The organism is Ruegeria sp. BI11, from assembly GCF_056538005.1.
In genome coordinates, this window is record NZ_JBQFSM010000001.1 from 57,748 (window position 1) to 82,108 (window position 24,361).

At 58.1% G+C, this 24,361-nt stretch carries 21 protein-coding genes; 9 read left to right on the forward strand and 12 right to left on the reverse strand.

From position 1 onward, the window contains the following. The first annotated feature begins 219 nt into the window (after positions 1 to 219). Entirely contained in the window at positions 220 to 2,172 is a 1,953-nt protein-coding gene (locus ACR0DT_RS00295; protein WP_480708826.1) for a 4Fe-4S binding protein, read from the forward strand. Here ACR0DT_RS00295 and ACR0DT_RS00300 read toward each other — a convergent pair. Next, entirely contained in the window at positions 2,166 to 2,894 is a 729-nt protein-coding gene (locus ACR0DT_RS00300) for a c-type cytochrome (protein WP_480708827.1), read from the reverse strand. The genes ACR0DT_RS00295 and ACR0DT_RS00300 overlap by 7 nt on opposite strands. A 108-nt stretch (positions 2,895 to 3,002) precedes the next feature. Between ACR0DT_RS00300 and ACR0DT_RS00305 the strand changes: the two genes are divergently transcribed. Genes ACR0DT_RS00305 through ACR0DT_RS00315 form a run of 3 tightly spaced genes read left to right on the forward strand, consistent with a single transcriptional unit; the run spans position 3,003 to position 5,235 of the window. Continuing rightward, positions 3,003 to 4,064, forward strand: coding sequence for an Mrp/NBP35 family ATP-binding protein (locus ACR0DT_RS00305; protein ID WP_480708828.1), 1,062 nt, complete (start codon positions 3,003 to 3,005; stop codon positions 4,062 to 4,064). Then, positions 4,061 to 4,756, forward strand: a complete 696-nt coding sequence (locus tag ACR0DT_RS00310) for a biotin/lipoate--protein ligase family protein (protein ID WP_480708829.1) — start codon at positions 4,061 to 4,063, stop codon at positions 4,754 to 4,756. The genes ACR0DT_RS00305 and ACR0DT_RS00310 overlap by 4 nt, the downstream gene beginning before the upstream one ends. Further along, on the forward strand, positions 4,756 to 5,235 hold the full coding sequence (locus ACR0DT_RS00315; RefSeq protein ID WP_480709645.1) for a DUF6505 family protein: 480 nt from the start codon (positions 4,756 to 4,758) through the stop codon (positions 5,233 to 5,235). Before ACR0DT_RS00310 ends, ACR0DT_RS00315 begins: the two co-directional genes overlap by 1 nt. A gap of 3 nt (positions 5,236 to 5,238) precedes the next feature. Here ACR0DT_RS00315 and ACR0DT_RS00320 read toward each other — a convergent pair whose 3' ends face one another. From ACR0DT_RS00320 to acs, 8 genes are all read right to left on the reverse strand, one after another. Next, positions 5,239 to 5,739, reverse strand: a complete 501-nt coding sequence (locus ACR0DT_RS00320; protein ID WP_480708830.1) for a flavin reductase family protein — start codon at positions 5,737 to 5,739, stop codon at positions 5,239 to 5,241. Positions 5,740 to 5,828: 89 nt separating this feature from the next. Next, complete coding sequence (locus ACR0DT_RS00325) at positions 5,829 to 7,241, reverse strand: 3'-5' exonuclease (protein ID WP_480708831.1); 1,413 nt, start codon at positions 7,239 to 7,241, stop codon at positions 5,829 to 5,831. Position 7,242: 1 nt separating this feature from the next. Continuing rightward, positions 7,243 to 7,761 carry a hypothetical protein gene (locus ACR0DT_RS00330; protein WP_480708832.1) on the reverse strand — a complete coding sequence of 173 codons (519 nt, stop codon included), beginning with the start codon at positions 7,759 to 7,761 and terminating at the stop codon, positions 7,243 to 7,245. Positions 7,762 to 7,806: 45 nt separating this feature from the next. Continuing rightward, positions 7,807 to 9,630: a DUF294 nucleotidyltransferase-like domain-containing protein gene (locus tag ACR0DT_RS00335; RefSeq protein WP_480708833.1), complete on the reverse strand. Its 1,824-nt coding sequence runs from the start codon at positions 9,628 to 9,630 to the stop codon at positions 7,807 to 7,809. A gap of 109 nt (positions 9,631 to 9,739) precedes the next feature. Further along, positions 9,740 to 11,524, reverse strand: coding sequence for a sodium:solute symporter family protein (locus tag ACR0DT_RS00340; RefSeq protein ID WP_480708834.1), 1,785 nt, complete (start codon positions 11,522 to 11,524; stop codon positions 9,740 to 9,742). Between the two features lie 5 nt (positions 11,525 to 11,529). Next, complete coding sequence (locus ACR0DT_RS00345) at positions 11,530 to 11,814, reverse strand: DUF4212 domain-containing protein (RefSeq protein WP_058274238.1); 285 nt, start codon at positions 11,812 to 11,814, stop codon at positions 11,530 to 11,532. Positions 11,815 to 12,003: 189 nt separating this feature from the next. Continuing rightward, a complete protein-coding gene (locus ACR0DT_RS00350) occupies positions 12,004 to 12,687 on the reverse strand; it encodes an adenylate kinase (protein WP_480708835.1) in 684 nt (227 codons plus the stop codon). A gap of 7 nt (positions 12,688 to 12,694) precedes the next feature. Then, a complete protein-coding gene (gene acs, locus ACR0DT_RS00355; RefSeq protein WP_480708836.1) occupies positions 12,695 to 14,659 on the reverse strand; it encodes an acetate--CoA ligase in 1,965 nt (654 codons plus the stop codon). A 416-nt stretch (positions 14,660 to 15,075) separates the two neighbouring features. Between acs and dctP the strand changes: the two genes are divergently transcribed. From dctP to ACR0DT_RS00370, 3 genes are all read left to right on the forward strand, one after another. Further along, on the forward strand, positions 15,076 to 16,092 hold the full coding sequence (gene dctP / locus ACR0DT_RS00360; RefSeq protein WP_480708837.1) for a TRAP transporter substrate-binding protein DctP: 1,017 nt from the start codon (positions 15,076 to 15,078) through the stop codon (positions 16,090 to 16,092). Between the two features lie 63 nt (positions 16,093 to 16,155). Beyond that, complete coding sequence (locus tag ACR0DT_RS00365) at positions 16,156 to 16,785, forward strand: TRAP transporter small permease subunit (RefSeq protein WP_480708838.1); 630 nt, start codon at positions 16,156 to 16,158, stop codon at positions 16,783 to 16,785. Between the two features lie 3 nt (positions 16,786 to 16,788). Continuing rightward, positions 16,789 to 18,192 (forward strand): TRAP transporter large permease, encoded by a 1,404-nt coding sequence (locus ACR0DT_RS00370; protein WP_480708839.1) that lies wholly within the window; start codon positions 16,789 to 16,791, stop codon positions 18,190 to 18,192. A 50-nt stretch (positions 18,193 to 18,242) separates the two neighbouring features. On the opposite strand, the gene ACR0DT_RS00375 is transcribed toward ACR0DT_RS00370, so the two are convergent. Genes ACR0DT_RS00375 through rocF form a run of 3 tightly spaced genes read right to left on the reverse strand, consistent with a single transcriptional unit; the run spans position 18,243 to position 21,133 of the window. After that, positions 18,243 to 19,283, reverse strand: a complete 1,041-nt coding sequence (locus ACR0DT_RS00375; RefSeq protein WP_480708840.1) for an ornithine cyclodeaminase — start codon at positions 19,281 to 19,283, stop codon at positions 18,243 to 18,245. 9 nt (positions 19,284 to 19,292) lie between these two features. Next, on the reverse strand, positions 19,293 to 20,213 hold the full coding sequence (ctlX, locus tag ACR0DT_RS00380) for a citrulline utilization hydrolase CtlX (RefSeq protein WP_480708841.1): 921 nt from the start codon (positions 20,211 to 20,213) through the stop codon (positions 19,293 to 19,295). Then, positions 20,213 to 21,133 (reverse strand): arginase, encoded by a 921-nt coding sequence (rocF, locus tag ACR0DT_RS00385; RefSeq protein WP_480708842.1) that lies wholly within the window; start codon positions 21,131 to 21,133, stop codon positions 20,213 to 20,215. The genes ctlX and rocF overlap by 1 nt, the downstream gene beginning before the upstream one ends. 86 nt (positions 21,134 to 21,219) lie before the next feature. On the opposite strand from rocF, the gene ACR0DT_RS00390 reads away from it, so the two are divergent. Further along, entirely contained in the window at positions 21,220 to 21,648 is a 429-nt protein-coding gene (locus tag ACR0DT_RS00390) for an Lrp/AsnC family transcriptional regulator (protein ID WP_480708843.1), read from the forward strand. A 102-nt stretch (positions 21,649 to 21,750) separates the two neighbouring features. Then, complete coding sequence (gene mprF, locus ACR0DT_RS00395) at positions 21,751 to 24,360, forward strand: bifunctional lysylphosphatidylglycerol flippase/synthetase MprF (RefSeq protein WP_480708844.1); 2,610 nt, start codon at positions 21,751 to 21,753, stop codon at positions 24,358 to 24,360. Position 24,361: the final 1 nt, after the last annotated feature.

The following is a 24,361-nucleotide window of genomic DNA, read 5'->3' on the forward strand; positions in this document are numbered from 1 at the left end:
ATTCCTCCCCGGAAGGCTCTCCCCTGCCTTCCCTTGGGTCCACTATGGTACACAAAGCAACCATGTGCCAAGTCTGAATTGTCCAACCAACGATCTGATCACTACTTGTTTATGTGATCGAGAGGCATTGAAGAGCCGAAGCACTGAAAGATTTGCGTGCAGGGCATTGCCACTTTTTCAAGACACCCTAAGCTGAAATCAAGACGGGGAGGGGATGCCATGGTCACAAAACTACTACTATGCAACTGTGCGGGAACGCAGGATCTTGAGGCCGAGGCAATCGCATCCGCTTGTGGGATCGCCTGCTCCAAGGTCCACTCGACGCTCTGCACGACGGAGTTGGAGGCCGCAGCGTCCCTGATGAAGGATGGGGATACGGTGATTGCCTGCGGGCAGGAGCAGAGTGTATTTCAAGACCTCGCTGAGGAGTTGGGTATCGACACGCCAGGATTTGTAGACCTGCGCGACCGCGCCGGCTGGTCGAAACAAGGCGGAGATGCGGCACCCAAGATGGCAGCCCTTGCAGCCGAGGCGCTGTTGCCGCAACCGGTCACGCCCAGCGTTGACGTAATCAGCGAAGGCACCTGTTTCATTACCGGGCCGGGTGAGGTGAGCTTTGATCTGGCCTTGCGGCTGTCGGAAACGCTGGCGGTGACAGTATTGGTGAGCGATGACGCGCAGCCGGTGTCGCGGGCCTTTGACGTGGTGCGCGGACAGCTTCGTTCGCTGAAAGGTGCCCTTGGCGGATTCTCGCTGCGGTTGGATGCCTTACAGCAGCTGGAGCCGGGCGGCCGTGGGGCGTTTTCTTGGACTGAGGCGCGCGATGGGGCACACTCGGCCTGCGATATTATTATCGACCTGACCGGTGGCACCCCATTCGTACAGGCCCCCGCCAAGCGGGAAGGCTATTTGCGCGCTGATCCCAAGGACAAGCTTGCCGTGGAACGTCTGGCCTTTGAGGCCGTGCAATTGATCGGCACTTTCGAGAAACCGCTTTACGTACGGATTGAGGAAACGCTCTGCGCCCATTCCCGTGCCGAACAGATCGCCTGTACCAATTGTCTTGATATCTGTCCGACGGGGGCGATCGTCTCGGCAGGGGAACATGTCTCCATCGACCCCATGGTTTGCGCCGGTTGTGGTGAATGCGCGGCGGTGTGCCCGTCTACTGCAATCACGTACGAGGACCCGCCGGTTTCTGCCCTGTTGTCACGGATGCATATACTGGCGCGTACCTATCGGCGGGCAGGAGGCACATCGCCCCGGCTTTTGGTCCATGACGCGCACGGGGCCGAAATGATCCGACTGGCCGCCCGGTTCGGGCGCGGCCTGCCTGCAGATGTCATACCACTTGAGATGAATGTGATCTCGGGGTTTGGTCACGCCGAGATGTTGGCCGCGTTGGCCCATGGGTTCGCCCGGGTCGATGTTCTTCTGACCCCAACCACGGAACGCGATGCGCTGGATAGCGAATTGGCGTTGGCGCAAGCGATTGCCGGACCCGAAGGGATAGGGTTGATTGACGAAGCTGACCCGGATGCAATGGCGGATCTGCTCTATACGCAGGACGTTCCTTCGCCGTTGGCTGATCCGGTTCTACCATTGGGCAATCGCAGGCAGATCGCGCGGCTGTCGGCACAAGCATTGAATCCGCAGACGGATGAGCCCTTGCCGTTGCCTGAAAATTCTCCGTACGGGGCGGTGGCGGTGAATACCGATGCCTGTACGTTGTGTCTCAGTTGTGTGTCTCTGTGTCCTTCGGGTGCGTTGGCCGATAACCCGGACAAACCTCAACTGAACTTTCAACAGGACGCCTGTCTGCAATGCGGCTTGTGTAAGGGCATCTGCCCCGAGGATGCGATCACTCTAGTTCCGCAACTGGACCTGAGCGATGCTGCCCTGTCTCAGCAGGTGTTGAATGAAGAAGAACCTTTTGCCTGTGTGGAATGCGGTGCCTTGTTCGGCGTGAAATCCACGGTCGAACGGATCATGGAAAAGCTGTCGGGGACACATCCGATGTTTGCCACCTCGGACAAGGCTCGGATGATCCAGATGTGCGACAATTGCCGGGTGAATGCGCAGTTTCAGCAGTCGGACAATCCCTTCCAATCCAAGCCAAGGCCTAAGGTTGTTACGACCGAGGACTATTTCTCAAAACGAAAGGATCACTGAAGCTGCAGCGGCGCGCCCAGATCAGCCGCCTTGATGACCGAGACGAAGGCCAGGATGGCTTCCAAATCCTCCAGCGTCATCTCGACCGGGTGGATGGGCGAGGGGCGCTCGGGGTCGAAAGGTGGTGTCAGCCCATCGATCTGTGTAAAGGCGGGATGGGGGTTGAGTGCAAAGAACGCTTCGAACCGTTCAGACCAGTCGGGCATCGACCGCAGCACTGCGAATGAAGGGGTCGAGCCTAACCCGTTCATCCGGTTTTTTGGCCCGATCACGTGGCACCGGCCACAATGGGTCATCGACAGTTCTTCACCGCGGGCGGCGTCACCGTCGATCACGGTTTCCTGCTGCGTTGTCGTCAACTCGAATCTTGCGGAGAAGGGTGCGCCTTGGTCAGGAACAAAGCTTTCGACCGTGTTCTTGCCGATATCGGACAGCAGCCAGTCGCGGAAGCGTTCGTGGCGTGCGTTATCTTCGATACGCAGGTGATAGGTCACACCATCACGCGCAAAGACCGGATCACCCGGCGGGGCCGTTTTCAGCACCAAAACACCCTCATCTTCAGCAATAACCCGAATCCCGGTCTTGAGAGAGAAGCGAGGAAGGATATGTTGCAGCAGGCCAGAGTCTTTTACTTCCGCCGGGGCGGCAAGGCCAAGCGCCTCCTGCGACCAAGAGGGGCTGGTACATAGCGTCAGGCTCAGGCACAAAAGGACAAAGCGCATGGCCCAACCTAACGGTCCGGTCCTGATTGCGTCAAATGAACAGAATGAGACGGAGACACGTGCAATGAAACGCAACCTCATCGTGGGTCGATTTAAAGGGGTACAGGCATGAGTGTTCGTGACGCAGTTCTGGCAAACCTGAAAAAGATTACCGATCCTGTCTCCGGTCAGGACATCGTCAGCGCCGGTGTAGTGCGCGCGCTGAATGTCGAAGGCGACACGGTACGGTTCGTACTTGAGATTGATCCGAAACAGGCCGAGCGTATGGAACCCGTCCGCGCCGCTGCCGAGCAGGCCGCGAAGATGGCGGATGGCGTGGCCACTGTGTCGGCCATGATGACGGCGCATTCGGAAAAGGCGCCGCCGGATCTGAAACCGAAACCCAAGCCGTCGCAAACTGGCCCTCAGGCCGTGCCGGGGGTGGACCGGATCATCGCTGTTGCCTCGGGTAAGGGCGGTGTGGGTAAATCCACCGTATCGGCCAACCTCGCCTGTGCTCTGGCGGCCGAGGGTCGCCGGGTCGGTTTGTTGGACGCAGATGTCTATGGTCCCTCACAGCCCCGGATGCTCGGTGTCTCGGGTCGTCCGGCCAGCCCAGATGGCAAGACGATCCTGCCGCTGCGCAATCACGGCGTCACCATGATGTCGATGGGGTTGATGACCAATGAAGGTCAGGCGGTGGTCTGGCGTGGTCCAATGCTGATGGGGGCGCTGCAACAGATGATGAGCCAGGTTCAGTGGGGCGCTTTGGATGTTCTGATCGTGGACCTGCCGCCCGGCACGGGTGATGTTCAGCTGACCCTGAGTCAGAAGTTCAAGGTGGACGGAGCCATTGTTGTGTCCACTCCGCAGGACGTGGCCTTGATTGATGCACGTAAAGGGATCGACATGTTCAACCAGCTCAAGACTCCCATTGTGGGTATGATTGAAAACATGTCGACCCATATCTGTTCCAACTGCGGGCATGAGGAACACGTGTTTGGCTACGGCGGTGTCGCGTCCGAGGCAGAGGCGCTGGGCGTTCCTTTGTTGGGGGAAATCCCGTTGCATCTGGATATCCGGGTCGCAGCGGATGGGGGCGCGCCCATCGTGGTCAGCAAGCCCGACAGCCCGCAGGCCGATGCATTCCGCAAAATCGCCCGCGACATGATCGCTAAAGGCAACGCATGAACCAACCTGTCTTTCCGCCCTTGCTGACGGGCCATCCGGTGCGGGGTGGGGAAGACCCGTTTGATCGCGCCCAAGCTATGGCCGTGCTGGGCTGCGACGCGGGTACGGTGGTTTACAACATTCAGGCTGATCGCCTGCGCGTTGCCATCGTCTTTGCGCCCGAGGTGCCTCTGCAGGACGCCATGGCAATGCTGCCCTTGTGCGCTGTGGGGTTTCAGAACGCGCTGGGCGCGCTGGCCCCGCCCGAGGTTGCGGTGCATCTGGGCTGGGACGGCTTGATTTGCGTGAACGGGGCGAAGTGTGGAATGTTCCACACCGCCGCCTCAAGCCGCGAACCGGAGCAAGAACCCGACTGGCTGGTGGTCAGTTGGGAACTGGCGTTGCTGCAAACCGGGGATGACCCAGGGAAAACGCCCGATGTCACCGCGCTGTATGACGAAGGCTGCGCGGACGTCTCAGCCGTGCAACTGGTTGAAAGCTGGTCGCGGCATATGCTGACTTGGCTTAACCGCTGGCAAGAGGACGGCAACGCCCCCTTGCACGCCGAATGGATGGGGTTGCTGCGCGGTGTCGGAGAGCCACATGGCGAAACTGGTGTGTTTTTAGGCACGGATGAGCGGTTCGGGATGCTGATCCGTGACGGTGCGGATACACGATTGCGCCCGTTGACCGAACTGTTGGAGAACCAATGATGAAACTGGCCCGTGCGATCCATTTCGATGAAAGCGACATGAATGTCTTCCATTCGCCGGCCCGGACCGGGGAATGGTGTATCTCGGGCGGGTTTGAGTTTTCGAACTGGGGCGAAGCCGATCTGGAAGGCAAGGCACGGCAGGCGTTTTCAAACGGATGGTTGGGTGTCGAAACCTTTGGGCGGGTTACCTTCGTCGCAGTGACGCAGATCGAACAGGCCGAGTTGGAGCAGATCACGCAATCTCTGGCCGAGCATTTTGTCATGTTCTATGGCGCGCCGTCGGTCGAAGCCGCCCTAGGTGTCGCACAGGCCGAAATATCCCACATGAGTGACCTGTGCGAAGAACACGCGCCGAACACTTTGCTAACGGTCGCGCGTGAATTGTCCGAGACGGGTGTGCACGAAGCGTTCCGCATCATCACCCCACAGGAAACACAGCTTGAGGCGTTGGCCGTTCACGGATCGCTTGACGAATAAAGGTTACAGCAGGTCCGCGAACCCGCCGAACTGACCGCGTTTAAAGATCAGGCCCTGACCTTTGCGGTACATCACCTGTTCGACCTCACCAACCAGGATCAGGTGATCCCCGGCCTCGTGCTTGGCATGCAGTTGGCAATCGAACCGGGCCAGACAATCGTTCAGTTGCGGGCGGCCCTTGTGATCCGTACCCCATTCCGCGTGCGAGAAATCCAGCCCGTCACGCGCGAAGCTCAGTGCCTGGTCCTGCTGTTCTTGTGCCATCACGTGAATGGAATAGTGCTGGCAAGCGTTGAAGGAATTGAACCGGTGCGAATCCTTGGCCAGGCACCACAGCACCAGCGGCGGGTCCAATGACACCGAAGAAAACGAGTTGACCGTAATTGCGCGCGGCCCTTTTTCGGTGTTCGTGGTGACGACAGTAACACCGGTTCCGAAACACCCCAGTGCTTCGCGAAAAGCGGCGCTTTGGTCAGGGGTGGGGGCGAAGGATTTCTTAGTCATTGTCCGCTCGTGCAGTGGCCGCGCATCAGGTGACACGCTCTGCCGGAATTGTCCATGAAAAGCTGAATCTTGACCGAATATTTTAACGTTCAGTTCAGATCTTCCAACAGGCGGCCATGCTGACGGGTGGCCTCAATGACGGCACCAAAGGTCGCCATGCCACGCGCTTGCAGCATCGGTAGCATCTTGACCAGCGCCTGCGCAGTGGCGACGGCATCGCCAAGCGCGGTGTGGCGCAGATCGTGTGGAATGGTGATCTCTAGCCGATCACACAGCGCATCCAGCGTGTGCTTGTCGCTGGCTCCGAACAGAACGGCGGACAGCAGAACGGTATCGAGGATGGGGTGATCCCACTCGACATTCATCCGTTTGGCGTGGCGCCGCAGAAAGGCCATGTCGAAGGGAGCATTATGGGCCACGATCACCGCATCCCGCGCGAATTGGTGAAAGGTGTGCCCCGCTGCAGCAATATCCGGCGCGCCCTGAACCATGTGATCGCTGATCTTGTGAACCTTGGTCGAAGCTGGCGGGATCGGTATGCCCGGATCAACCAGAATATCCAGCCGCTCACCCTGAACGATGCGCCCGTTCACGACCCGCACCGCACCGATCTGGACGATTTCGTCTTTGTGTGGAAGCAGCCCGGTCGTTTCAGTGTCAAACACCACAAAACATAAGTCCCGCAATGCAAGAGATTCGAATTCGCCCGTGACCGCGCTGTTCATCAGGTCGAAGTCGTAAACCAGCGGACGCGCAGCCTCAGGCGCGATATTGGCGGCGCTATCATCAAAGATCAGCAGGTAGCCGGGGGCGTCGCCAAGCGGCTTCATCCTGGCGGTATAGGTCTGCGCGCCGTCGATGCTGGTCAGGGTGCAATCAACCTCGAGCCCGGATTTCGACAGTTTTTCATACGCGTCTTGCAGCGGCACGGGTTGCAGGTATTCGAATAGTGACGCGTTCAGGCGGGGATGGGCGATCTGCGCTAACACTCCGGCGGCTTGCCCGTCATACAGCACGATCTTGTGGGTGGGGCTGGCCAAAACCATTGCCACCGGAATCTCGGTCAGTAGAGCCGTGAGCCTTTGCTTTTCAGCAGACAGATGAGCGGTCTCGGCAGCTACGGCCTCTGCTACATCCATGGTTTTACCGGACAGTTGCTCCGCCAGCCCAGCGGCCGCCGGGGCCAGATCGCCCAGATACCGCGCAGCTTGCATGTCCATGTCCGTGCTGACCCCTGCATGTGCACGAGCGCGCAGTTGCGCCGACAACCGTTCAATCGGCTTGGCGACATTGTCATCAAACAGCAGCCAGACGGCGATGATCAGGGCAATGAACCCAAAGCCCATGAGGATTTCAGCCAGGATGAAAGCACTTGCCAACGCAGGATCGGCGACACGTAAATAGCTTACCCATAGCGCCACAGAGCTGACGGCCAGCGCGCCCACTGCCATCAGGCAGAAGAACAGAAAGATACGTACGCGCAGGCTTAGCCGGGTCAGCATGTTACACTCCGCAAGTGGCCTCGATGATTGGGTCCTCGGCGTTGAGGGTCAGCCAGTCGGCGTTAAGCAATTGTCCATCGTCATCAAACTCGGCGCCATCGGCCAAGCTGGCGCGGCTGTTGGTGGCGCAGTCGACCGCCACTGGCAATTTCGAGATCGGGGCCCAGCGGCCGAAGAAATACAGGTCCACAAGGCGCTGTTCGGGAACTTGTTCGTTGGTGCGAACCGATGCGGTGTCAATCGCGGCAAACCGATTGACGAAAGGAACGGCGTAGGTCCACGGGCGATAGAAAGCTTGGCTTTCAACCTCTTGCACGATCTCCATCTCATCCGGCAGCGTTTCAGATGTTCGGTCGTACCAGGAATACTCGCTGGCGATGGTCATGCCGATCATACCCAACCCGGCCGCGACCGGAGCGGCCCAGCGGGGCAGGAGGCCACCTGTCAGTTTATTCACCAGCATCGCCACACCTGCAAAGGCGATCCCTGCAAAGATGGTGCCGATCAGTTCCAGAAACATGTTTCTCTCCTGGTTTCAGGCGTTTGCGCCCGGTTTGGTGTTTGCCTAGCTCAGCATACCTTTGCCATGGCCCACCGCCGACTGCATTGTTTTTACGACAACAAAGGCGTCGCGCAGATGACTTCGCTCAAAGTCCGACAAAGTCGATGGTGGAAGATAGTTGTCGGGGTTTTTGCCGGATTTGACCAGCCTCACCTGATGCTCAAGCCGCGTTTCCGCGATCAGGTCGTAAGCGTCCAGAATATCGCGAGCTCCTGAGGGACTGAGAACCCCAGCGGCCTCGGCGGCTTTCAAACGGGCGCGGGTGTTGGCTTCGGGCAACTGGCCCTGAAGGCTGTAAACACGAGCCAGATCAACCACCGGCACCACGCCGTTATGTTTCAGATCCAGCGTGTTGCGATGCTCGCCTGAGCGAATGGTAGCAAAGCCACGCAACAGGCCCAGCGGCGGCGTGTGTTTCAGTGAGTTTGAAATCATGTGTGCCACGAAGATCGAGTTTGCATTCGCGGCCGCCAGCGTGTCGGCCTGTAGATCAGCAAACAGATCGAATGCGCCGCCGATGGGGCGCAGGTCGAACATGACCGAGGCAAGCATCTGTGCCTCGGGGTTGGGTTTGGCGATCCAGCCGTTGAAATAGTCTCGCCAAACGCGCACGGGCTGACACCAACGGGGATTAGTCGCCATCATGTCGCCCGGGCAATAGAAATACCCGCAGATGTCGAGCCCATCCGAGACGTATTTCGCCAGTTCGGAAAAATAGGTCATGTCGTTTTCGGTCACGCTGTCGTCCAGCATCAGGCAGTTATCTTGATCGGACACGCCGGTCTGCTCTTGCCGCCCCTGCGAGCCGCAGGCCAACCATAGATAGGGTGCGGGTGGCGAACCCAGCTTTTTCTCAGCAAGTGACAGCAGACGGCGGGTGGCGGTGTCTGCAATGTCGGTTATCAAGCGCGTGACGATTTCGTGCCGGTTCCCCCCGGCGACCAACTGCACCAATAGCTGGGGAATTTCAGCTGTCACCATTGCCATCTCGGTAGCAGAGTTCGCATGGGCGATCCGGCGAACTAATTCGGCCGAGTTGACCGCCTGGTAATGAGTTAGGTCAGTTTGAGTGACGATTCCGACCAGCTTGCCGCCTTCAGAAATCGGGATATGCCCGATCCCGCGTTCCATCATCACGTGCAATACGTCCGAGCCAATATCGGAGGGCGATAAGGTGATCGGATTACGAGTCATGATCGAAGAGACAGGGGTGCTATCGGGCATTCCATCCGCTACGTATTTTCCAGAAATATCCCTCAATGTGGCGATGCCTAGAAAATTGTCACCCTCGCTGACGCAGAGTGACGAGATATGGCGGTCTCGCATCACCTTTGCCGCTTCGCGCACCGGCATCGAAGGCGAACAGACGGCTGGGTTGCGGGCCATAAGCGTGTCAATCGAACTGGTGGCGAGGCTTTGCGGACCAGCGCGCTCTCCTCGTGTTCGGTTGAAGAATTTGGCGACTACGTCGTGATCGTCGATCAACTCGCGCACCACATTCGGCGGGAGAACCATTAGAACAGACGGTGTGTGTGCATGCGCATGGGTCGCGGCTTTGCCGTCTTTCAACAAGCCGCGCTCACCAAAAGAGTTGCGCAAGCCTAGATGCGATACGACAGCGCCGTTTTCATCTGTGATCTCAACCTGTCCTTCGTAGATCACAAAGACGCCGGGCAGGGTGTTACCCAACTCATAAACAGAAGACCCTTCGTCGACTTCCCACACCTGGATCTGCTTTGCCAGTTCGTCCAGCGTTTCAGACGAAAGGGCGTCATAAGGGTGCACGGATTTCAGAAACCGGGTGATCTGGTCATGGGACAGGGGCATCAGACGCTCCTAGATTTCTGGTTGAAAAATCCCGCCCGGTGGTATGCCGGGCGGGAACAGTTGATCGAAAAACGCGGCATATGGAAGTTAACCATATGCCGCATCATGCTCATTTATTTTGAGCTGCGCCTGCGCCACGGGGGATACGCACGCTTTCGACCAGTTCCACGATCTCCTGCGGGGTCTCTTTGGTCATACCAGCGACCACGTAGGCGACACCGAAGTTAATCATCGCACCGATTGCACCGAACGAGGTCGACTTGATCGGCCCCAGCAGCGGGTCAGCATCGGTGAATGAGTTGGTGCCCGGAATGAACAGCCAGCCCTTGTGCAGGAAGATGTAGACAAGGGTTACGATCAGACCAGCCAGCATACCGCAGACTGCACCGGTGTTGTTGATGCGGGTCGAGAAGATCCCCATCATCAGCGCCGGGAAGATCGAGGCAGCCGCCAGACCGAACGCCAAGGCCACAGTTTGCGCCGCAAAGCCCGGTGGGTTCAGACCCAGATAGGTCGCAACAACGATGGCCACGGCCATTGCAATCCGCGCCGCCAGAAGCTCTCCTTTTTCAGAGATTTGCGGGTTGATCGCGCCTTTGACAAGGTCATGAGACACAGCTGACGAGATCGCGAGCAACAGGCCCGCAGCGGTCGACAGAGCAGCCGCAAGACCACCCGCAGCAACCAGACCGATGACCCAACCCGGCAGGTTGGCGATCTCGGGGTTGGCCAGAACCAGGATGTCACGGTTGAACTTGGTCAACTCGTTGCCAACCCAGCCTTTTTCCTCGGCCAGTGACTGCATGTCGGCGTTCTGATCGTTGTAGTACTGGATCTTGCCGTCGCCGTTCTTGTCTTCCCAATCCAGCAGACCGGTTTTCTGCCAAGTCTGCATCCAGTCGTAACGTGGATCGGTGTCGATCTCTTCGACCGAAACAGCGCCGCCGTCGATGCCACCGTTGGGCCACATCATGTCGGTGATGTTCAGGCGAGCCATTGCGCCAACCGCAGGGGCGGTCAGGTACAGCAGCGCGATGAAGACCAGAGTCCAGCCAGCAGACCAGCGGGCGTCAGACACTTTCGGCACGGTGAAGAAGCGCATGATCACGTGAGGCAGACCGGCGGTACCGATCATCAGCGACAGTGTGAACAGCACCATGTTCAGCGTGTTCGAGTGGTGGGCCGTATACTCGGCAAAGCCCAGTTCAGTCACGATCGCGTCCAGCTTGGTCAGCAGCGGCTCACCGCTTGCGGTGTCGCCGAACAGACCCAGGGCCGGGATCGGCGTACCGGTCAGCTGCAGCGAGATGAAGATCGCCGGGATGGTGTAGGCGGTGATCAGTACGCAGTACTGAGCGACCTGAGTATAGGTCACACCCTTCATCCCACCGAAAACCGCGTAGGCAAACACCACACAGGCACCGATCAGCAGGCCAGATGTGTTCGACACCTCGAGGAATCGGCCAAAGGCCACGCCAACGCCGGTCATCTGACCGATCACGTAGGTCACCGACGCAACGATCAGACAGATAACCGCAACAACACGTGCGGTCTGGCTGTAGAAGCGGTCACCGATGAATTCCGAGACGGTGTACTTACCGAACTTACGCAGGTAAGGCGCAAGCAGCAGAGCCAGCAGCACGTAGCCACCGGTCCAACCCATCAGGAAGGTCGAGTTGTCATAGCCGGTAAAGGCAATCAGGCCCGCCATCGAGATGAACGAGGCCGCCGACATCCAGTCCGCCGCTGTCGCCATACCATTGGTGACCGGGTGAACACCGCGACCGGCGGCGTAGAATTCCGATGTGGAACCCGCGCGGGCCCAGATCGCGATGCCGATGTAGAGCGCAAAGGACGCGCCCACAAACAGCAGGTTGATGGTAAACTGGTCCATGGGGTTTACTCCTCATCCACGCCGTATTCGGCGTCCAGCTTGTTCATGCGCCAGGCGTAGTTGAAGATCAGCACCAGAAAGACCAGGATCGATCCCTGCTGAGCGAACCAAAAGCCCAGATCGGTACCGCCAACGGCGATGCCCGATAGCAGCGGACGCAGCAGGATGCCGAATCCAAAGGACACCAGCGCCCATATCACGAGGCTGATGTAGATAAGACGCAGGTTGGCCTGCCAATAGCCCTTATCGGCCTCGGCAGTCTGCGCGGAGTTTGTTGATTGATCCGCCATTGCGGGTTCCTCCTTCGCTTCCTCGTTGGGCGGCCCGTGCCCAACTCCTCCAGTGACGTGGGCCGCTTCTCGATTGTGCCTGGCACCAGCATGGTGTCAGGCAAGACTCCTCTGGTCCGCCAGGGCGGGTCCATTGAAGTATTCTGTTTTGGGATTAGAGCCCTGGGTCGGGCTTTCCTCCTCCCCCCCTTAACTCATCGCGTCGCCGACGATCTTTTCTAGGTCGCTGGCGATGTCTTCGATTTTTCCCATAGCGTCAGTGCGTTGCAGGACGCCATGTGAATCGTAATAGGTGATCAGCGGTGCGGTTTGCGCGTGATAGGCCTGAAGGCGCGACGCGACGGTTTCCGCATTGTCATCCGCGCGGCGCTTGAATTCGGTGTGACCGCATTTGTCACATTCACCCTCCTTCGCAGGCTGCTTGAAACTGTCGTGGTAGCCTTCACCACATCCCGCGCAGGTGTAGCGGCCCGAGATGCGGATCACCATTTTGGCGTCTTCAACCTCAAGGCTGATCGCGGCGTTGATCTTTTGACCCGCCGAAGCCAGCAGGCCATCCAGCGCTTCGGCCTGAACCGTGGTGCGGGGAAAGCCATCCAGGATGACGCCCTTGGCGCAATCCGGCTGGGCCATTCGGTCGCGCAGGATGGCGATCACGATCTCGTCGCTGACCAGATCGCCGGCCTCCATCACGGCCTTGGCGGCCTTGCCCGCTTCGGTTCCGGCGGCAACGGCATCGCGCAGCAGGTCACCGGTGCTGAGTTGAACCAGCCCGAACGTGTCTTCAAGCATCCGCGCTTGCGTACCCTTCCCGGCGCCCGGAGGGCCGAGAAGGATCAGAACGGCGGGTGTTATGGTCGTGGCAGCGTCCATCACATCCTCACTTGCTTGCACGGTTTTCGATCAGGTCTTCGACCACCGACGGATCAGCCAGTGTCGAAGTGTCACCCAACGAGCCAAAGTCGTTCTCGGCGATTTTGCGCAGGATACGACGCATGATCTTGCCTGAACGGGTCTTGGGCAGACCGGGGGCCCACTGGATCACATCCGGGCTGGCAATCGGGCCGATCTCGGTCCGGACCCAAGTGCGCAGCTCTTTTAGCAGCTCATCCGACGGCTCACGATCATTCATCAAGGTGACGTAGCAATAGATGCCTTGTCCTTTGATATCATGGGGATAACCGACCACGGCGGCCTCGGCCACTGCGGCGTGGGCAACCAGCGCGCTTTCCACCTCGGCTGTGCCCATGCGGTGACCCGATACGTTGATCACGTCATCGACACGACCGGTGATCCAGTAATCACCATCCTCGTCACGGCGGCAACCGTCACCGGTGAAGTAGTAGCCTTTGTAATCCGAGAAATAGGTCTTTTCGAAACGCTCATGATCGCCCCAAACGGTGCGCATCTGACCGGGCCAGCTGTCCCTGATGCACAGAACGCCCTCGACGCCGTTACCGCTGATTTCAACACCGGATTGCGGGTCCAGAACCACCGGTTCGATGCCAAAGAACGGTTTCATCGCCGAACCGGGTTTCATAGCATGCGCGCCGGGCAGGGGAGTCATCAGGTGGCCGCCGGTTTCAGTCTGCCACCAAGTATCGACGATCGGGCATTTGCCCTTGCCAACAATCTCGTTGTACCAGTTCCAGGCTTCTGGGTTGATCGGCTCGCCCACAGTGCCAAGCACCTTGAGGTCACTCAGATCGCATTTCTCAACAAACTCGGTGCCCTGACCCATCAGAGCCCGGATGGCCGTCGGAGCGGTATAGAACTGGTTGACCTTATGCTTTTCGCAAACCTGCCAGAAACGTGAGGCATCTGGATAGGTCGGCACGCCCTCGAACATCAGAGTCGTCGCACCATTGGCCAGAGGGCCATAGACAATATAGCTGTGGCCCGTGACCCAGCCTACATCCGCAGTACACCAATAGACGTCACCATCATGGTAATCGAAAGTGATCTGGTGCGTCATCGCGGCATAAACGAGATAACCACCAGTCGTGTGTACAACACCCTTGGGCTGACCAGTCGAGCCGGAGGTATACAGGATAAACAGCGGATCTTCGGCATTCATTTCGGCAGGTGCGCAATAGTCATCCGCCTCAAGCGCCATTTCGTTGTAGTCATAGTCTCGCCCGTCAATCCAGGTGGTCTGACCGCCGGTCCGCTTTACAACAAGGCATTTCACAGTGTCCTTGCAGTGCAGCAGCGCTGCGTCTGCGTTGGATTTTAGTGGAGTTTTCCGACCTCCACGCGGCGCTTCGTCTGCAGTGATCACTACCTTGGCGTCGCAACCATTGATGCGCGCCGCCAGCGCGTCGGGCGAGAAGCCTGCGAACACGATGGAATGGATAGCACCGATACGGGCGCAGGCCAGCATGGCATAAGCGGCCTCTGGGATCATCGGCAGGTAGATGACAACACGATCGCCTTTGCGCACGCCCAGGGATTCCAGAATATTGGCCATCCGGCAGGTGCGGCGGTGCAACTCGGCATAAGAGATGTGTTGTGCTTCGTCATTTGGATCGTCCGGTTCCCAGATGATCGCAGTCTGATCTCCTCGGGTATTTAGATGACGATCCAAGCAGTTGGCAGACACATTTAATGTGCCATCGGCATACCAATTGATGCCGACCGAACCGAAGTCATAGCTGACATCTTTGACTTGAGTATAGGGCTTGATCCAGTCAACCCGCTTACCTTGTTCGCCCCAAAACGCAACGGGATCTTCGATCGACGCCTTATACATCTGGGTGTATGCGTCGGCATCAACATGGGCGCGGGCAACGGTTTCTGCGGATGGCGGATAGACGTTGGCATCTGCCTGGGCAGCGGTTGTCATTCTGAGGCTCCTCCCTCTGGACTTCATTTCACTGGGCCGAATCTTGCCCGCGGAACGGGCGATGTCGACCCGTTTCCTCCCCACGAGAAATAATAAGCGGAATTGAAAACAATGAAATAAATTACAGATTTCTATGGATTAGTTTGTAAACAAATTTCTTCGATCTGACCTAATTTGTAAAAAAATAGAAAAACAAAAAATAAAAACAGTAAAAAACAAGGCAATATATGTCACAGATTTTGACGAGATTTCGGACGCATACGTCAGCAATTTTCTGCATCTTGGATTCACCTTTTGGTTGTTAGCGCTGTCTGCAGTTCTCTGGTGGGCCTGTCCGGGGTTGGCACATTCCGATGTTGGCGCTAGCTTTGACCGCAAGCGCTTGGACAAGAAGCGCAACAAAGGGAGAAATCATGATGAAAAAGATGTTGAGCGGCGCGGCCGTCGTCGCCTTGGGTGTTGCATTTGTCTCAGAGGCTGCTGCAACCGAATGGAATGCCTCGGTCTGGGGCAAGCGGCGCGCCTTTACTGAACATGTTGAAAAGCTGGCTGAACTGGTCAGCGAAAAGACAGGCGGCGAATTCACCATCAATGTCAGCTATGGCGGCCTGTCAAAGCCCAAGGAAAATCTGGACGGGATCGAGATCGGCGCGTTTGAGATGGCCCAATTCTGCGCCGGATATCACCGCGACAAGAACCGCGCGATCACCGTGCTTGAGCTGCCCTTCCTTGGCGTGAACAATCTGGATGAAGAAGTGGCCGTTAGCCACGCGGTCTACGATCACCCGGCCGTTAAGGATGAGATGGCGCAGTGGAACGCACGCATTATCATGACGTCGCCTATGCCGCAGTATAATCTAGTCGGCACGGGTGACCCGCGCGACGAGCTTTCCGATTTCGACGGAATGCGTGTACGTGCGACCGGTGGTCTTGGGCAGGCTTTTGAGGCGGTTGGCGGTGTGCCAACCTCGGTCCCTGCGACCGAAGCGTTCAATGCGATGGAATCGGGTGTGGTCGACACGGTCGCCTTTGCTCAGCATGCTCATTTGTCTTTCGGCACTATCAATGAGGCCGACTGGTGGACTGCGAACCTGAACCCCGGCACGGTCAACTGCCCGGTGGTGGTGAACATCGAAGCCTATGAAGCCCTCCCTGCCGAACATAAAGAGGCGCTGAACAGCTCGATCGACGAGGCGATTGACCATTACCTTGCGAACTACGGTGGCCTGCTTGAACAGTGGGATAGCGTTCTGACCGAGAAGGGCGTCGAAAAAGTCGAGATCGACGATGCCGTGCTTGAAGAGTTCCGCGCTAAGGCAGCCGATCCGATCCGCGAACAGTGGATTGCGGATATGTCGGCCCAGGGTCTTCCCGCGCAGGACCTCTATGATTTGGTCCAGGCAACGCTTAAACAACAGCGCGGCGGCAACTGATCGCCTTTTCCGGGTGCCTGACCGGGCACCCGGACACCAATCATAAAACAGGGGATCACCGGAATGGCAGGACAGGCCACGGTGCTTGAGGACGGTAGTCGGCTCAGTCGACTGGACCGTCACCTTTTGAGATTAGAGCAGTTTCTGGCATTGATCAGCGGATTGGCTGTCTTTGGCCTGATGGTGCTGGCCGTGGTTTCGGTCAGCGGCCGCAACGCGATAAACGCGCCTTTGCCCGGTTACGTGGACTGGATTGAACAGGCCATGCCGTTGATTGCCTTCCTCGGTATCTCATACGTGCAACGCGAAGGCGGCCACATCCGCATGGATATCGTGATCGCGCGCCTACACGGTCGGGCGTTGTGGCTGTTCGAGCTGATCTCGGTGATCCTGATCCTTGTGCTGATGCTGGCGCTAGTCTGGGGCAGCTGGTCCCATTTCGATCGCTCGTTCGATTTTGGCGCACCTCTGTGGAGCCGCGACAGTTCCATTGATATCGGCATCCCGCTTTGGCCTGCCAAGCTGCTGGCGCCGGTGGCCTTTTCCGTTTTGTGTGTGCGGCTAGTGCTACAGGTCTGGGGGTATGGGCGCGCTTTTGTGCTGGGCCTTGAACATCCGGTGGCTGTGCCGTTGCTCCAAGACGCGGCGGCACAGGCCGCTGCCGAGGCTGAGCAATTCGAAGGGCAGGACTAGCGCATGGACACGATAGATATTGGTCTGTGGGTTACAGGTGGCCTGCTGGTTTTGGTCGTCACGGGCATGCGGGTTGCCTTTGCTGCGGGGCTAGCCGGGTTGGTGGGTCTCGTCTGGATCTTTTGGGCCAAGTTCGGATACGACCCCGACCGGTTTGGCAAAGCCCTGACGGTGGCCGTCAAAACAGCCGGACAAGTGCCGCATTCGAAAGTGGCCGCCCATACGCTCAGCCTGATCCCGACCTTTATCTTGATTGGATACCTGGCTTATTACGCGGGTCTGACCAAAGCGCTGTTCGAGGCGGCCAAGCGTTGGGTGGCTTGGGTGCCGGGTGGCTTGGCAGTCTCGACCGTGTTTGCGACGGCTGGGTTCGCGGCCGTTTCAGGCGCGTCGGTCGCCACTTCCGCGGTTTTCGCCCGCATCGCCATCCCCGAGATGCTGAAGGTCGGCTATAACAAGCAATTCGCTGCCGGAGTCGTCGCCGCCGGGGGCACGCTGGCCTCGCTTATTCCGCCTTCGGCCATTCTTGTGATCTATGCCATCATTGTTGAGCAGGACGTGGGCAAACTGCTGCTGGCAGGGTTCATACCCGGGGCATTTTCGGCGGTTATCTACGGCCTTCTGATCGTGGGCATCGCGGTTGTTTTCAAAAACGTCGGACCTCCGGTCACGGGCTTTACGTGGAAACAGCGCTTTGCCTCTTTGCCCGGTGCATTCCCGATTGTGGCCGTGATCCTGATCATCATCTGCTTTGTCTACAACCCGTTCGGGGAAAAGGCCTGGGGTACGCCGACCGAAGGTGGTGCAATCGGTGCCTTCATCGTCTTCTGCTTTGCTCTGTTCCACGGTATGCGCTGGACCGAGTTGAAATCGGCGCTGTTGGAAACTGCCAAACTGACCGCGATGATCTTTTCGATCATCTGGGGCGTGTTGATCTACGTTCGGTTCCTCGGATTTGCCGACCTGCCGGGCGCATTTTCTGACTGGATCACTTCGCTTGAGATGTCACCGATGCTGATTCTGATTTGTATTTTGCTGGCTTATGCGGTCCTGGGCATGTTTATGGATGCCATCGGGATGCTGCTGCTGACGCTACCGGTCGTGTACCCGGCCGTAATGGCTCTGAACGGAGGAGAAACCGTCAGCGCAGCAGAAAGTGCTTTTGGTATGTCCGGTCCGATGTGTGCGATCTGGTTCGGAATTCTGGTCGTGAAAATGGCCGAATTTTGCCTGATCACGCCGCCAATCGGTCTGAACTGCTTTGTCGTTGCTGGCGTGCGCCCGGACCTGAGCGTTCAGGACGTCTTTAAAGGCGTGACCCCGTTCTTCATAGCTGACGGTGTTACAATCGCTCTGCTTGTGGCGTTCCCTAGTATAGTTCTCTATCTTCCGTCTTTGGCCGGATAGAAAAAGCCCCCGGCGTGAACCGAGGGCAAGGTGCGCTTGTTGCGGGTTCTTTAGCTTGCCCGCATCAGCATCCCAAACAGGTCGCGCGGATCGTCAGGATCGGCCAACATGTCCAAAGGTTCAAAGAAATCAGTGCCCTCGATAGCGGACTTGATATAGCGCAGGGCCGAGAAATCCTCGATCGCGAAGCCGACGCTGTCGAAAAGAGTGATTTGACGGTCATCGCTGCGCCCTTTGGCCTGACCGGTCATGACCTGCCACATCTCAGTCACTGGGTGGGTGTCGTCCAGTGCTTGAATCTCACCTTCGATCCGGGTTTGCTCGGGGTATTCCACGAAGATTTCCGAGCGCAACAGGATATCGCGATGCAATTCGGTCTTGCCGGGGCAGTCCCCGCCGATGGCGTTGATGTGAACGCCGGGGCCGACCATGTTGTCGGTCAGAATCGTGGCGTATTTCTTGTCGGCCGTGCATGTGGTGATGATATGCGCTCCTTCAATAGCCTCCTCTGCCGTTTTGCAGGGCACCACCGTCAGGCCTTTGCCTTGCAGGTTCGCGGCACATTTCTTGGTGGCATTCGGATCGGTGTCGTACAAACGAACCGTATCAATCCCGCACATTGCCTTGAAGGCCAGGCACTGGAACTCTGACTGAGCGCCGTTGCCGATCATCGCCATCACCGAAGAAGACTTCGGCGCCAGATATCTGCCCACAAGAGCCGAGGTCGCCGCAGTACGCAGCGCGGTTAGCATAGTCATCTCGGTTAGCAGGGTGGGGTAGCCAGTGTAGACGTCAGCCAATAGGCCGAAAGCGGTTACGGTCTGCAGCCCTTCAGAAGTGTTCTTGGGGTGGCCGTTTACGTATTTGAACCCGTAGGCCTCTCCGTCCGACGTGGGCATCAGCTCGATCACACCATGCGGGGAATGGGCCGGTATGCGCGGGGTCTTATCGAAGCTTTCCCACCGTTTGAAATCGGCTTCGATCTGGGCCGCGATCTGGGTGATCATCTTTTCGAGCCCGACGTGATGCACGAGACGCATCATGTTGTCGACGGACACAAAGGGCACAAGCGCCTTTTCAGATGGTTGCATTGGGGTCTCCTATCGACGGGACAAGTGGATGCCTGCAATCATGCAGCGCACGGATCCACCGGCAGTTTCAATTGTGGGAACGGAAAGCGGCAGCGGCGTCGCGCTGGCTTCGATTGTTGCGACTTGATCCGGGGTAAGGGCGGCAAGCGCCCGGCTGGACAGCGCCAAAACCAGGCCATCCCGACCGCTGAGTTCGATGGCGTTGCCTGCAAATTCGGCGATCTGTTCATGGGTCAGTTCAATGACAGTGCGGCCGGATTCTTCCAGCCGGGATTTTACAGTCGCGCGCCGTTCGGGGTCTGTGATCATATCCAGACAGATCAGCGCGTATTCGCTGCCGATGCCCATCAGAACATTGGTGTGATAGACATCACGCCCTTCGGCGTCATGTGCCTCGAACACGATGGGTTCATAGTTGAAATGGGTGCAGAATCGTTCCAACAAAACGGGGTCGGCGCGGTTGGATTTGACTGTGTAGGCGACGCGGCCAACGTGGTCTAGAACCATTGCTCCGGTGCCTTCCAGCGCCAGTTTGTCCTGCTCAAGTCCGGAATAATCGATCACGTCCTGAACACGGTATTCCTGTTTCAGCATCTCAATGACGTCCGCGCGGCGTTCCCGCCTGCGCGACGGTACAAACATCGGATAGATCGCCACATGTCCGCCGGGATGAGTTGAGAACCAGTTGTTCGGGAACACGCTGTCGGGTGTATCGAGGTCCCCTAGATCGTCGAAGACATGAACCTTTACACCTGCATCGCGCAGCAATGCGACCGCCTGATCATGCTCGTCGCGCGCCTGAGCAGATGTGGCTGCAGCCGAGCGATTGGCCAATGTCTGAAACGCATTGTCGTCACGGGTCTCAGGGTTAGAAGCAAACGCATGGGGCCGGATCATAACAACGGCCGGGGGGGCTTGCAGAGAGTGCATCAGAAGCTCCGTGTTGGGCGGTCAAAGATGCGGCGGCCCATCAATGAGGCAGCCAGATCGACCATCAGTTTTGCGGTTCGGCCGCGTTCGTCCAGAAACGGGTTCAGCTCGACCAGGTCCAGCGAACAGACAAGGCCGCTTTCGTGAAGCAGCTCCATCACCAGATGCGCCTCGCGTTCGGTCGCGCCGCCGGGGACAGTAGTGCCGACGGCAGGGGCGATCGAGGGATCAAGAAAGTCGACGTCCAGCGAGACATGCAGGATGCCATCCGCCGCCCGAACCCGGTCAAGAAACGCGATCAAGGGGGCTTTTATTCCGTGTTCGTCAATGCTGCGCATGTCTGCCAGCATGGCGTGATCCTTCTCTAGCCGCGCCCGTTCGGCTGGATCGACCGAGCGCAGGCCGATCATGCCCACGCGGTCGGTTGGAACCGGGGCAGGTACGGGCGGAAAGACGTCGAAGCCCGGTTGGCCAGTGAAGTAAGCGACCGGAGTCCCGTGCAGGTTGCCGCTGCCGGTGCTGTTCGGGGTGTGAAAGTCGCTATGAGCATCCAGCCAGAGCACGAACAAAGGGCGACCGATCTGCTGCGCATGGGCGGCCATCCCGGCAACCGTTCCCATAGACAGAGCGTGGTCGCCGCCCATAAAAATCGGCAGGCCGTTGGGGGCGGTGTCCTGCGCTGCGCGGCTGAGCGCGTTGGTCCAGCCGATGACTTCGGGCAAGGCGAACAGGTGTAGGTCTTCGGGTACATCCGTGCTGTCCGGTTGGATATCGCCGATATCCGATACTTGGTAGTTCAGATCGGCCAATGCCTGTTCCAGACCGGCCACCCGATATGCGTCAGGTCCCATACGGCAGCCCTGACGGCGCTTGCCAGCGTCCATTGGGACGCCGACCAGTATAACGTGTTTGTTGTCCATATGTTTGTTTAGTTCCGCAAGGTGGCTTGCGAAAAGAGGTCAAAATGTTCAAAATGAAACCTCAATTAGCGAAATGAGAAATAACTATGGACGATTTGGATAGTCGGCTGCTCAATGCGCTGCACCGGGACGCGCGGGCCTCGCTGTCCGAACTGGCCGAGACGTTGGGTGTCACCCGCACCACTGTCCGCAGCCGGCTGCAGCGTCTGAAGCAATCGGGTGAGATTGTGGGCTTTACTGTCCTCACCCGGATGGATGTGGCCGAAAGCCCGGTGCGCGGTCTGATGATGCTTGAGATCGAGGGTCGCGGGACCGAGCGGACGATGGCCAGAATCGCGGCCTTGCGTCAGGTGCGTGCCGTGCACACGACCAATGGCAGCTGGGATCTTATCGCCGAGATCGGCACCGAAACTCTGGCGGAACTGGACGAGGTCCTGTTCCAGATCAGGCGGATGGAGGGGATAACGCGGTCCGAAACCAATCTGCTGTTATCTACACGTAAAGGGCGTGTCTGATCCCTTGTAGTGCTTTGACGTTCAAGGAAATTGTGTCAAGGTTGCCCCACGTCGCCGATCCGCGCGCAGGATCGTTGCAGTGCCTCAGAGCAGGGGGGAACCATGACCACGCAGGAGACTGAAAAAGAAGTCTGGGCCTTACGTCTGGCCGAGCGGGTCACCGGGTTCCTTGAAAAGCCCGCGGTTAGAATTGCGGTTCCGATATTGGTAACGCTGATTGCGCTGGTCGTGCTGCACGAGTTGTCCCAACACGTGAAATGGGCCGATGTGCAGGTAGATGTCGCGAATACGTCCTGGAAGCTGATGTTCATTGCCTTGTGCTGGACTTGTTTCAGCTTTCTGTCCTTATCCATGTACGACGTGCTCGCTGTTCAAAGCGTGGCGGATGGTGAGGTGCCTCTGACCGTTGCGGGCATGGCCGGGGCCAGTGGTTACGCAGTGTCGAACTGCCTTGGTTTTTCCTACATCACCGGGACTGCGATCCGGTATCGCATCTATGCCTCGCTTGGGCTGGATCTGAGCCGCGTTGCCGGGGTCATCGCAACCTCGTGGATTGCATTCTGGTCGGGGCTGGTGTTTTTGCTGGGCGTTTTGCTGACCCTGCATCCCGATGGGATTTCAAAAGTCCTACCGATCAGCGACACGACTGAGACCATAATCGGACTGTGCCTGTTGGCCGCTCTGGTGGCCTTGTTTCTCTGGCTCGCTCGGGGCGGGCGCAAGCTGGCCTATGGCGGTTTTGGCTTCAACTTGCCCGGCGGTAAATTGGCAAGCCTGCTGACACTGGCCGCGATCGGAGATCTGTTTGGCGCTTCGATGGTTCTGTACACACTGATGCCCAGCGACCTTGGGGTCGGTTATCCTTATTTCTTCACGATCTATATCGGGGCAATCGCCGTTGGTATCGTCAGCCACGCACCGGGCGGCATCGGCGCGTTCGAGGCGACGTTGATCGCAGGTTTGGGTGCCTCTGGCCGTTCCGACGTGATCGCCGCATTGCTGCTGTATCGTCTGGTCTACACATTCCTGCCCTTTGCCATTGCAACCTTGTCAATTGCCGTGGCCTCAGCGCTGACGCATCGCCACCACATCAGCGGGGCGGCCACATGGGTCTATCGTGCGATCCGACCGATTGTTCCTATGGTGGCTGCGGGCGTGACTGCCGTTGCTGGCATCATCCTGTTGGTGTCCGGGGCCTTGCCGTCCAGCAGCCAGAGCCTTGGCGCATTGAGGGACTTTCTCCCCTTGTCCTTTGTCGAAGCTTCGCATCTGGCAGGCAGCGCCGTAGGCGTTTTGCTGATCCTTGTGTCACGAGGTTTGTTCCGCAAACTCTACCGTGCGTGGATTGTGGCTATGTTGCTGATGGTGGCGGGGTTTGTTGCTTCGCTGACCAAAGGGCTGGATACGCATGAAGCGATTGGCATGTTGGCCTCGATCGCTGTGCTGGCCACATTCCGGGGTGCATTTTACCGCGTTAGCGGTGCATCGATTTTCCGGCTGAATATCCCGTGGTTGGTCAGTGTTGTGGCCCTGTTGGCTGTCATTTTCTGGATCGGGTTGTTCGCCTATTCGCATGTGGAATATCAGAACGCACTGTGGTGGGATTTCGCGTGGAACGGCGACGCCTCGCGGTTCTTACGCTCCAGCCTTGTGGTGGCGGTCATCCTCGGTGTGGTGGCTGTGAACTCGCTGTTCGGGCGGGAAATCCCCGAGCCGGTCCGCACGGAAATCCCACCTGTCGTCGAACGGCTGGCACTGGAAAGCGAAGATACTGAGGCGCAGATATCGCTGACCGGAGACAAGCAGTTTCTGATCGCGCCCGATGAATCCGCGTTTCTGGCCTATGCTGACACCGGCAACGCGCTGATCACCAAAGGTGAGCCGGTTGGCGATGAAAAAGCTGGTAAGCAACTGATCTGGCAGTTGCGCGAAATAGCGGACCGCGAGGGCAAGCTGTGCGCGTTTTACAGCGTTTCAACCAAATACCTTCCGACATTTCTGGACCTGGGTTTGTCGATCCTGAAAATCGGTGAGGTCGCGCGGGTGCCGCTGAAAGACTTCTCGCTGGACGGCAAATCCCGCAAACGGTTCCGGCAGGCCAAAAGCCGGGCCGAGCGCGAGGGGTATGTGTTCGAGATCATCCCGAAGGAAGAACTGGCCCCAGTCCTACCGGAACTGCGAAAAATCTCGGACGATTGGCTCGAACGCAAGGCGGGCGAAGAAAAGGGGTTTGCCCTTGGCGGGTTCGATGATGACTATCTGTCATATTTCGACCATGCTGTGCTGCGGAACGGCGATACCGGCCAGATCGTGGCCTTTGCCAATCTGTTCCAAGGCGGCCATAAATCCGAGCTTTCGTTGGACTTGATGCGCTATGAACCAGACAGCCCCAGCTTTGTCATGGATGCCTTGTTTGCCGAAATGATGTCGTGGGGGGCCGAGCAAGGGTTCCACTGGTTCTCGCTGGGTGCGGCACCGTTTTCGGGGATCGAAAACCGGCAACTAGCCTCATTCTGGAACCGCGTCGGTGGATTCGTTTACGAACATGGCGAACAGTTCTATCACTTCGAAGGGTTGCGGTCCTTCAAGCAGAAGTTCGACCCGGAATGGAGCCCGAACTATCTGGCCAGCCCGGGCGGCTTGGCCGCGCCGCGCATCCTTTATGAAGTGAACATCCTGATCTCGGGTGGATTGCGAGGCCTTACAAAATAAC